This is a genomic window from Pedobacter sp. 01T416_2, assembly GCF_056398925.1.
This window is the reverse complement of record NZ_JBFTQI010000113.1, coordinates 1-10,527: the sequence shown is the minus strand read 5'-3', so window position 1 is coordinate 10,527 and position 10,527 is coordinate 1. Positions and strand designations below refer to the sequence as shown.

The 10,527-nt window shown below is 36.2% G+C and carries 11 protein-coding genes and 1 pseudogene; 2 read left to right on the top strand and 10 right to left on the bottom strand.

The window, feature by feature from the left end; all coding sequences use genetic code 11:
- A pseudogene (locus tag AC1DPQ_RS07140) lies at positions 1–282 on the bottom strand (hypothetical protein); the annotation flags it as partial.
- Between the two features lie 260 nt (positions 283–542).
- On the opposite strand from AC1DPQ_RS07140, the gene AC1DPQ_RS07135 reads away from it, so the two are divergent.
- Positions 543–1,331: a hypothetical protein gene (locus tag AC1DPQ_RS07135; protein WP_477583713.1), complete on the top strand. Its 789-nt coding sequence runs from the start codon at positions 543–545 to the stop codon at positions 1,329–1,331.
- A 679-nt stretch (positions 1,332–2,010) separates the two neighbouring features.
- Here the strand turns inward: AC1DPQ_RS07135 and AC1DPQ_RS07130 are convergent.
- The 6 genes from AC1DPQ_RS07130 to AC1DPQ_RS07105 form a co-directional block, all read right to left on the bottom strand.
- Entirely contained in the window at positions 2,011–2,619 is a 609-nt protein-coding gene (locus tag AC1DPQ_RS07130; RefSeq protein ID WP_477583712.1) for an alpha-ketoglutarate-dependent dioxygenase AlkB family protein, read from the bottom strand.
- A complete protein-coding gene (locus AC1DPQ_RS07125) occupies positions 2,595–2,843 on the bottom strand; it encodes an Ada metal-binding domain-containing protein (RefSeq protein ID WP_477583710.1) in 249 nt (82 codons plus the stop codon). The genes AC1DPQ_RS07130 and AC1DPQ_RS07125 overlap by 25 nt, the downstream gene beginning before the upstream one ends.
- 6 nt (positions 2,844–2,849) lie before the next feature.
- Positions 2,850–3,689, bottom strand: coding sequence for a methylated-DNA--[protein]-cysteine S-methyltransferase (locus AC1DPQ_RS07120; RefSeq protein WP_477608558.1), 840 nt, complete (start codon positions 3,687–3,689; stop codon positions 2,850–2,852).
- A gap of 80 nt (positions 3,690–3,769) precedes the next feature.
- Positions 3,770–4,318 (bottom strand): MepB family protein, encoded by a 549-nt coding sequence (locus AC1DPQ_RS07115; RefSeq protein WP_477608556.1) that lies wholly within the window; start codon positions 4,316–4,318, stop codon positions 3,770–3,772.
- A 96-nt stretch (positions 4,319–4,414) separates the two neighbouring features.
- Complete coding sequence (locus AC1DPQ_RS07110) at positions 4,415–4,753, bottom strand: avidin-fold protein (protein ID WP_029277439.1); 339 nt, start codon at positions 4,751–4,753, stop codon at positions 4,415–4,417.
- 236 nt (positions 4,754–4,989) lie between these two features.
- The gene (locus AC1DPQ_RS07105; RefSeq protein WP_477583706.1) at positions 4,990–5,355 is read right to left on the bottom strand and encodes a hypothetical protein; all 366 of its coding nucleotides are present in this window, start codon (positions 5,353–5,355) and stop codon (positions 4,990–4,992) included.
- Between the two features lie 242 nt (positions 5,356–5,597).
- Here AC1DPQ_RS07105 and AC1DPQ_RS07100 point away from each other — a divergent pair, with 242 nt between their 5' ends.
- A complete protein-coding gene (locus AC1DPQ_RS07100; RefSeq protein WP_215132117.1) occupies positions 5,598–5,945 on the top strand; it encodes a single-stranded DNA-binding protein in 348 nt (115 codons plus the stop codon).
- A 55-nt stretch (positions 5,946–6,000) separates the two neighbouring features.
- Here the strand turns inward: AC1DPQ_RS07100 and AC1DPQ_RS07095 are convergent, their stop codons facing one another.
- The 3 genes from AC1DPQ_RS07095 to AC1DPQ_RS07085 all read right to left on the bottom strand — a co-directional run bounded on the left by AC1DPQ_RS07095 (position 6,001) and on the right by AC1DPQ_RS07085 (position 10,465).
- Positions 6,001–8,052: a TonB-dependent receptor gene (locus AC1DPQ_RS07095; protein ID WP_477608555.1), complete on the bottom strand. Its 2,052-nt coding sequence runs from the start codon at positions 8,050–8,052 to the stop codon at positions 6,001–6,003.
- A gap of 684 nt (positions 8,053–8,736) precedes the next feature.
- Positions 8,737–9,309 carry a hypothetical protein gene (locus AC1DPQ_RS07090; protein ID WP_477585557.1) on the bottom strand — a complete coding sequence of 191 codons (573 nt, stop codon included), beginning with the start codon at positions 9,307–9,309 and terminating at the stop codon, positions 8,737–8,739.
- Between the two features lie 547 nt (positions 9,310–9,856).
- Entirely contained in the window at positions 9,857–10,465 is a 609-nt protein-coding gene (locus tag AC1DPQ_RS07085; RefSeq protein ID WP_477585559.1) for a hypothetical protein, read from the bottom strand.
- Positions 10,466–10,527 lie beyond the last annotated feature (62 nt).

Genomic DNA, 10,527 nt, shown 5'->3' with positions numbered 1-10,527 from the left:
GAGTTTGGTCAGTTCTTTTTCGTTGAGGATAAATGCTTCAGGCTTCCCGGTAAAAACTTCTTTTTCGATCAGTATGGTTTTGGGCCTGGTTAATTTAAGCGCAAGCCAAATGCCTAAAGCTGTAAAAATAACAGCTATCGAACCAGCATAAATTTCGAACGCATGGTTGATGATAATGAAACGAAGTTCAAGCCATTTCAGTAAAAACAGTAGTGCAGCCAGGAAAACCCCATATAAGATTACGCTTTTATTTTTAGCGAGAAAATTCGATGTGTTTGCCATTGGTTATCTGTTAATCAAAAATAAGGAATTTAGTCTGAAGTAGTCAAATTCTACCATCTAAATACAGAAAGTAAGGCGTTTGAATCTGAAGGAGAAGCAAATGCCAGAGGTTGTGGTCTTTATAATTAATAGACAGGGAAATACAGACATAAAACACGATCTGTTGCACTTTTTAAGCAGATGCGGTAATTTTCTGGTGACTTTGATAAAATAAGCGCAATAAAGATTATAAATTAGCAAAAAAATAAATAACAATACCTATGAAAATTACGCTTTATGCACTCTTACTTTCCGTTGTTTTAATTGGCTGCGGTAAATCTGAAAAAGCCTACAAGGCAAGATCGTTTGCTGCCAGTGACGATTTTAATGTTTTCCCGAAATCGAAGAAAAATGTACTTACTATCGTAAAAACAGATTCTGGTGCTATGGCAGCAGCCGATCGCTTTGCCATTCAATATAAAGACACCACTATAATTGTTGACGATGCTCCAAATGCCGCTGCGCAGAAATTTATTGTTGCATCATTCATCAACACACAAAAAACAGCTGTTTTAGTACAGGTAGCCAATGAAACAGGTAAAATGGCTCCTTTTTATATCATTTCTGTTAATGATGGAAAAACCGAAGTGGTGAGCTTGAATAAACCATCAAAAGGTGCTGAAGATAAAAAATATACAAACGGTTTAGAAGAATTAACACGTAGTAATATTTTGGTGAATAACGATTTTTTTATCACAACTATAAATTCAAGGGTTTATCCTATTAAGAGACAAAATCCTGACGAACGTATCCAGGGGAAATTTTTTATGTACTCTAGTGATAAAACCACACTAGCCTTTTTAACCGCCAATTCTTTGTACCAGGTAAATACGGCAACGGGCGAAACTTTTAACCTGCCATTGCCAGCAGCATTAATAAATGAAACTGAAACCCTTGTTGGAAATATTCAAAGAGATTATACCTGGGTAGCGAATGCAAATGGAACATCTTTCTTAAAGAAAAATGCTGATGATGACCGCATTGTAGATATTAAGGAGTTTAAGCACTAAGATTTTGTGAAGTTTTATTGGTTGGGGCTATACTATGTTTTAACTCAATTAGAATTGTTGTCAGTTTGAGGGATAATTTATTGTATCAACACCAATATAAATTACAAGAGATGAGTCGATTAGAAGTATCGTCATTTCAACCGTAGTGTTCCAAAGGAACTCCTTCGGAGGAGAAATCTTTAACTTCGATTTCAATAACATAGCTCAAAGATCTCTCCACTCCGCTGTGCTTCGGTCGAGATGACGATCTTTCTATTGGATCCTGCTAATTTGAGCCTGTCGAAGGGCTTTTTTAGTCGAAACAAAATATTTGTCCTTCGGCAGGCTACCTTTGATGTTATTTGGTAATAATATAAATATGAACGATTTATGCMGGATTTGTATTTCCGCCCAACTAGGCCGTAGCACCGTATCACCGTTCTACTTAGACCCGGCCTAACAAATTTTTCGGGCCGCACTCCTCAAGCCAACGCCCTAGCTTCGAAAGAAAAATTTTCAGCCGGCATTTTTTGTTTCTTTTTGATGCCAAAAAGAAAGAGCCTTTCGGTGGCGGCGAGCCGAGGCAAGACCGCGCCTTAGGGCAAAAGAAATTAATTAAACGTCACTCACATTGATTTTTATATAATAAATTACCCTTCAGGATGACAATATTTTTCCCCCTAAATAAGTCCAATTTAAGCTAAACCACCATTGTTCTAAAGGTGAGGTTTATCCTTGGTTTACTTACTTTTTTGGTTGGTGGAAGGCGGTGCAGCCAATTGGTTTGTGTTTCATCTTTCATCACCAATAAACTTCCATTTTCTAAAAATAAGGTTACCGTTTCTTTAGTTTTTTTGTGTTTGAAAAGAAATCTTCGCTCAGCGCCGAAACTTAATGATGCAATGGCAGAATCTTTAGCTAAGGCCTTCTCGTCATCGCTATGATAAGCCATTCCTTCATCACCGTTGTGGTATAAATTAAGTAAACAAGAGTTAAATGCGGTACCTGTTTGTTCCTCTGATATTTTTTTTAGCTCCAGTAACTCCTTTGTCCATGGTAAGGCCATTTTCGATTTATTGGAGTAGGTATAAGAATAGGCTTCATCTCCGTACCAGGCTACTTTTCTTTTGGTGATGATGTGTTTGCCCATAATAAAAGCTTCGTCATTCTTCCATTCAATAGTATTCATCAGCACATCGAAATAATGATCAGCTTCTTGTATCGGAAATAATTTTCCATAATAATTTACTGTTCCATCGTATGGGAGCAGATTTTGGTTAACATCTATTGTAGTGTTGAATAAATCCATTGTTTATATGCTGTGTTTAAGCAATGCCCGCAAGGGCGGTAACCATGTTGAAGCGCTTCATCTACAGAACGGAAAAATACACGGTTTTCTTTCTTCATCCGCTTTCCCGATCTGCATTTAAGTAATCCGTAAATCTTCAACCGGGCATTTCCGCCAAGGCAAATATCTTTGTTTTTTAAATGTTTTTTGAGTTCTTCCGTTGAAATATCTGCATGTTTGATCATACAGGGTTAGACATTAGTTTTTGCGGCCTCCCAACCAATCATGGCTGTTTTTCTGTTCACTCCCCAATGGTAACCGCCCAAAGCACCGCTTGATTGTATTACCCGGTGACAAGGAATGAGAAAGGCTACCGGATTATCGCCAATCGCTGTACCCACTGCTCTGGATGCATTAGGATTTTGTAATTGTTTGGCAATGTTACCATAAGTGGCCAATTTACCCATAGGGATTTTTAACAAAGCTTCCCAAACTTTTAACTGGAAATCAGTGCCTTTTAAATGTAGTTTAATCTGGTGCAATTTGCTCCAATCGTGACTGAAAATAAATAATGCATTCTGTTGTTCTTTATCCAGTATCTGCTGATATTGAGCTGCTGGGAATTGGCGTTGCAAATTTGCCAAAGCAATATTTTCGTCGTCATAAAAAGCGATATGGCAAATTCCTTTTGAGGTGCTGGCTACAATGATATTACCGAACGGACTTTCTGCAAAACTATAATTGATGTGGAGATTTTCGCCGCCGTTTTTGTATTCTCCCGGTGTCATCCCTTCAATGTTTACAAAAAGATCGTGCAACCTGCTGGTTCCCGATAAGCCGGTTTCTAATGCGGTATCGAATAAACTTTGGTTTTCTTTCAACATTTCTTTGGCATAACCAATGCTAATGTATTGCAAAAAACGCTTAGGGGTAGTGCCGGCCCATTCGCTAAATAATCTTTGGAAATGAAAAGGGCTTAAATTTACTTTCTCTGCAATTTCTTCTAAACCAGGCTGTGTTTTAAAATTCGCCTTGATATAGCTTATGGCTTCGGCTATCCGGTTGAAATTGATTTCTTCTTGTGCTTTCATGGTCTTGAATAATTTATATCCAAAAGTAGTTTGGAAAGAAACGGTAAACTACCCGAAACTTGCTAAGTTTGACCGGGATTTTAAAATCCTGTTTGTTTAATTCCATTGCCAATTAATTTCTTTGCCCTTGCAAGATCGATATTTTCATTGAGGTCAATCTGGAGAAAATAAGGTGCTTGCCACTGTTGGGTTTTCTCAGCCTGTTTATTTGTTACTGTATCCCAGGGAGGATAAATCCTAATCCCTCTTTTACCTTCTATTCCATTTTTGGTAATAATTTTATGTTGTACCAATATGGCTTTTGGAAAAATGAACTGGCCACATAGGTCAGCATTATTAGCAGATATTATTAGGAGGTCAAATTCATCCTGATCATTAAACGGAGTAGTAATTCCTGCTTCATTCCGCTTCCATATGGTTACAAATTGACCAGTCTTGGTTGGGGTAATTTTAGAAAGGCGGTGCTTGATTTTTAGACCGTTTAATTCAAAAGTACAGGCTGCATATTCCCGACTTTCACCTTCTATTTGCAGGTTATTTATTTGATAATTAAGCGGGCTGTAAACTAAATTGAATGCGGTTCGTAATATAAACGGTATTCGATTAATTGGACTTTCTTTTGGAGGCATATTGGCTAATAAAACTGGAGATGAAAGAAATTGGACAAAAATGGGGCTTGTATTTAATTTACCGCAACGGTTTCAGCTTGTTGATCAACCAGACCTTTATTGTTCTTCGATAATTGATTGTCCTTTTGATTTATCTCCCGATGTCCACTGCCAGGTTTCATGAAGTCTGATTTTGCCATTTGCTAATTGTTCTGGCTTTGAATGGCAGATTCCGGTCATGAGTTCCCCTTGATTATTTACCTGGTGATAGCGCATTTCGATGTTGCCGTTTTCATCAACTAAGCCAATCAAATGACCAAAAATAATTTTTCCACCTGTATATTCAGCAGTAAGGATATTTCCTGTTTGTTTATATCTAAAAATGGTTTCGTTTGACGTTTCTCCATTTTCTGTATTGCTTGTGGGTTTAAAAAGCTTGTTGTTATAGTTTATCATAAGTTGATAAAACTAACTATCTCCTCCTGAATAAAAAAATCATAAGATTAGCCTGCTACAAATTTTAGGTGTTTAAATCCAGTGATAAGTTAATTGTATAATGGTTATTAATTTCTCGCTGATCACACAGATTAACGCTGAGTAAATTACAAATCAGCGCTTTCTGCGAAATTTGCGGGAGATTATATGCGTCTTTTTATGCTGGAAATAACACTAGCAAATCAAAGCGTTTTAAACTAGGCCAACCAAAGCTTTTCTTCCCTTTTTACCAGCAGATACCTGTCATCACCTAAAACCAAATAACCGTATTCATAGCAGAAAATGTATGTGTTGCTGTTCTGGGTTTCATAACTATAAGTATGGTATTCAAAATTAAAGCCTGCCGAAATTAGCTTTTTACCGGTAACCTTGGTTTTGCCATTTGGATTAAGAGCAGCAAGGATAGCACGATTCTTTCTTAGTATGCTATTTACCCTTTTAATCACGAGATTATCCTCAATCTTTAAACGATTGTTGTAATTGTTACGACAAGAATCATCGCAGTATTTTTTGTCGGCCCTTCCTCTAATCAGGGTTCCGCAGTCTAAACATAAACGTTCCATAATAATTTCTTTTTTTTATTATGGGATGATGACCTAATTTATAAAATAAAATGGTGGAATAAAAAAAATATAAAACATCCTCATTGAAGCTTTAAATGCATGTTTTCCGTGTATAAACGTTTATAAACGACTATAAATGTTTACGAACCGACTAATTTTTGATCATCTTGGCACTTTTGTCCTGTCGGTTATCGAGGTGATGACTGTTCGTTAAACATTTAGAAACTTAAAATTTAAAGATCATGGAAAGTGCAATTAACAAAGTAGTATTGAGCGGATTTGCAGGAGCAGATGCAGAGATTAAAACTTTTGGAAATCAGAAATTAGCAAGAGTTAACCTGGCCATAAACGAAAGCTATAGAAATGCTGCAGGAGAGGACATAAAAAAAGTACAATGGTTCAATTTAACTTTCTGGAATGCAAAAGCCGAAATTGCCGAAGCTCAGGTTAAAAAGGGTACAGGCTTAAGGGTAGAGGGCAGGTTACAGGCAAATAGTTACGACAGTAAAGATGGGAAAAAGCGTTATGGGGTAGACGTAGTCGTTAGCGATGTGATAATTAGAGAAAATGAAAAACAGGAGGCTTTTTAGCCTGTAGCATAATCGCATCATGTAAATGTTTGATTTATATGATGCGATTTAAAGATTACAATTTAATAGAAAGGCCAGTATAAAAATTAATTCCTGGGGCTGGGTTAAAATACCTCCCATTTGCGGCGTTTAAATCATTGCCTAAGCTGTAATCAACGTTTAGTAGATTGTTTAAGCCTGCAAATAAATCAAGACGGGTTCTGCTTAACCTTAGGTTTTTTATTCCTGCTTTTACTTCAAGCAGATGGTATCTTTTAGAGAAGGTGGTATTGGCATCATTTAGCGGAATGGCTGAGGTGTAGTTGTGTTGAGCAAAGAAATAAAGTTCTTTCTTAAAGTTAAATTCGAGACTATTAACCCATATGTTTTTTGGAACTCCGGTAAGTTGGTTACCCGCATAATTGCTAGTGCCGCTTACAAAATCTTCAAATTTAAATCGGCTCCAGGTATAATTGCTTCTTAGTTGTAATCCTGTTAACCATGAAGTATTGTTTTTGATAATCCACAAGGCTGTTTCCAGCTCAATTCCTTCTTGTTTTGTTCCGCCTGCATTTATGAAATATTCAGCGTCGTTTTGATTTAGCCTTCTTACAATAGCATTTTTTAACTCGTAATGGAATACATTTCCGTTGGCGTAAAAACGGTTATTACCCGTTTTATACCTTAAGCCCAGTTCATAGTTCCAGCCTGACTCTGCTTGCAGGTCATTATTGATGTTGTTATCAGACGACCTCACTTCTGCGATAGTAGGCGTTGAATAACCTTTACTTACAGAGACCCTGACAGAGATGTCATTTGCGATTAAGTAAGATAAGGTGGCCTTCGGCATAAATTGCGTATTAAACTTGCGCTCTTTTGTTGCAATTGTTACAGGGAAGTAACTTTCATAGTTGTAGCTAAAAAAGTTTAAACTCGATGCAAGTTCGATCAGAAATTTATTGTTAATGTCGAAGTTTAATCTGAAGTAAGCAAAATCCTGGCTGGCTTTTAAGCGGTCTGAAGCTTGCATTGAGCTAGCTTCCCCACTATTATTATTAAAGTTTTTAATCTGACTTTTGGTAGCAGAACTTTCTAATCCTATTTGAGCATTAAATTTAATGTCTTCTTTTGCCTGAGCGTATTCTAAAAATGTTCTTAGTCCAAGCGTACTTTCGTAGCGCTGTTCGTAATTAGTTATAAACGGGTTCTTGAAGTCGGTATACGAGGTAAACAAAGCAATAACATGCTTTAGGTATTTATTGATCTGGTACGAATTGGATATTCCCCCGAAAATGGTTTTATTGTAAATGGCAGCTTGCTGTGAAATGGCGCCAGGTAGTGTTGATGTTGCCGGACGGGCCAGTTTAGGGTTTTGATCTAATTGTGTAGCCGTTAATCCACCTGGTGTTTCGTAATTTAAATCGCTGTAAAAAGCAAAAGCCTTTAAACTGCCAGCGTTGCTATAATTCCATTGCTGCAGCGTTTGAAAATATTTTCTACCCATTGCACTGTTTTGTCGATACCCATCGCTTCTCTGATATCCTTCGCTGAAACTGAAACTATACTTTTTATATTGTTGTTTGATTGATGCCGTTTGATGCAAAAGACCATAAGAACCTCCAATTGCTGAAATATTAATTTCATTGTGGTTTATGGCGGGGGGATTAATCAAAATAGCACCACCTGTGTTTGCACCAAAAATACTGGCTTCTGGTCCCTTATAAATCTCCATCATCCCTACCGCAGAAACATCTAAGGCATTAAGGTAGGTATTTCCACCTGCATCAGTTAACGGGAAATCATCAATGTAAATTTTAATATTTCGAATGCCAAAAGGAGATCGGAGTAAACTGCCACGAAGCGATAAACGATAGCTACCTGGCGAACGTTCTTCCATTCTTACACCAGGAATAGTATTTAAAGTACTCACTAAGGAACTGCTCTGCTGATTTCCGATTAAATTGCTATCAATCAAAGTTACGGCTGATACCGATCTTAATAATGAATGTGAATTGTAATAGCCTTTAACGGTAACTTCTTCGAGTTTTTTGGTTGAATCGGTTTTTATTGTTTGCGCTAAACCGGTAAAGGAAAATAAAGTCAAGAGTAAAGTAAGGTTCTGTTTCAATAGAATGATAATTGATGGTTTAGCCACAGATTGGCAGATAAATTTAGCGCATATTCTGTTAACCTGTGGCTATTTTGTAAACTATTATTGATTTCGTCTCCTGTTTTTTACCTGTTAAAAGAGGCTAACAGCCAAAAGAACAACCTATGAACCTGAGTTCGATTATTAAATTGTAAAAATAACTATCAGACAAGGCTTATTTCTAATCTTATCGTCATGCTGAACTTGTTTCAGCATCTTTTTTGGCAGGAAAGACCCTGAAATAAATTTACTGCGTAGCTTTCCGCTGCGCTACAGGTCAGGGTGACGACCGACTTAACCCAAAACTGAGCTTAGATAATCAAATCAGTATTTAATTATCGAACTCAGATTAAAAGGAAAGTACCCTGGAGTACCTTCCTGGAGAGCGCATATTATTTTCCCTGGTTCAATGCTGTGTTAACAAGGAAGTACTTTTATTATATAATCTTTTAAAATTGAGATATTGATTGAGCAACAAAAATCTGATCACCGAAAAGATGATCCGTTTTTAGGGTTATGGGCGTGGAGCAAAGGAATTTGAGCATAAATTTCCAGTTGTTAATTTGAAAGCGATTAACTAAAACTAAATTACAGTATTATACCTAATTTTTTAGTTAAATTTTGTTAAATCGTTTCTAACTCAAACCTGGATAGTTTCTGGTCTTATTTAACCAGATTATCCTGTAATTTTTTCTCGATGTCTTTTGCGTTTAATATCAGCGCAGAGAATTGCGGGTCTGATTTTACCAGTAAAAATTTACCGTTGGGAAGGATAATTGCCGAGGTGCCACAGGAAGTAGCCTCTTTAAATAATAATTTTCTAAGAAAACCCGAATCGGTTTCTATTTCTAAACCTTTTGATTTAATCGGACTGAAACTTTTTCCATCCTCACGATATTGGTAAATGGCAACTTTTGGTCTGGCTTCGGCTTTTTCAAGAATGTTTTTTTGAAAGGCCCATCTTACATTGTTCAGGAATTCTGCGTTCTGATAGTTAAGGTCTTTCCAACAGTCGTCTTTATTGAAATCGTATTTGATGATAATGGTATCTTTTAGCTTAAGCCTTTCGTTTTGTTTCAAGAAAGTATACAACGAATCCATCTGGGCATCAGTTAATGTCCCTGCCTGATAACGTTTGGTTTCATCCAGATACAGTTTTGGCGAACAGGCATATATAAAGATGGAAAGAAAGAGAAAGGTAGATAATTGAAGTTTGATTTTAGGGTTACTTTTCATTTGTGTGAGCGTTAATGTCGAATATCCTGGTCAAATTTAGATTTTCTGACCAGGAAAGTTCTTAAAAATAAATTTATAACTAAAATTTTATTAGACAATGTTTTTGAATAGAAAAGTTCGTCATCCGATTCAATAAAAATATCTGTAATGCCGCAATAAACCTGAATATAAAACAATGTGTGTTATAGTCGTTTATTTTTTTTGGAAAGCAATTGCAGTATTCCATCGGTTAATTTCTTCCTGCTCTACCTTCCCGATGAAAAACCGGGACCGTTCGGTCAGGTTTAGTTTGGTCATTTTTCTGCTACTATATCGGTTTTCCGTGCTACAGGCCTAAGTTTCTAGCCCTGATCGGAACGGGCATCCCGATTTAGCACTATTCTTTATTGTTTTATTGTGTGCCTGCTTGTTTCACAGGTTTCTATCGTGATAAAGTAGAGAGCAAGACTAAATTAAAAATAGCAAATGGCATTGCGCTCCAAAAAAAATATTGCTATTCTAAAAACCTTACTTAAAACTTACAGCGATATTGATAGAACCAATTATTTTATACTTCTGTAAATAAAAACTCTTCCCCAATAAAATAACTTTCACCAAAGATTAAGAGTTTTAGTTTATTTTCAGGTTTAGGTGAGCTTCCTACAAAATTTGATTGAATGTTGTGCTTGGCCAGGCATATCTGATATTTCTCTAAAACCTGTTTTGGACCACGAGCAAACATCCCTGAACCATCCTTACACAATTTAAAAATATCCATAGCGGCATTTATGCCATAGGCAAAAGGAAAATCGCCGTAATAGTTTTTTAAATGGGTTTTATATAGGTCTATGAACAGTTTTTCTGAGTTTTTTGCTTTTCCATTATAATAAAGGTCTCCTTTAGCATCTGTTAATTCATAAAGTAAAAAATGGTCAGAATAGAATGAGAAATGAGATGTCCATGCTCTTGAAAAATTTTCGAATGCTATATTTATAATTTTTAATTCCCATGTCTGCTTTGCTTGTCTGTCAGAACTAGGATAGAGGTTAAAAATTATATTAAGATCTTTATCCTGATAATTCAGCTGAGAAATAACCATTCCCCCGTCTTCATAATAATCATCACTTGTGAGTGTTTTTTCTAATCTTTCAGGAAGTTTGTAATTGAGCGTTTTCAAAGTAAATGGCTTTGTTTTAAATTGTTCTTAAACTAAGATAAAAAATGTAACTATATTTTTAA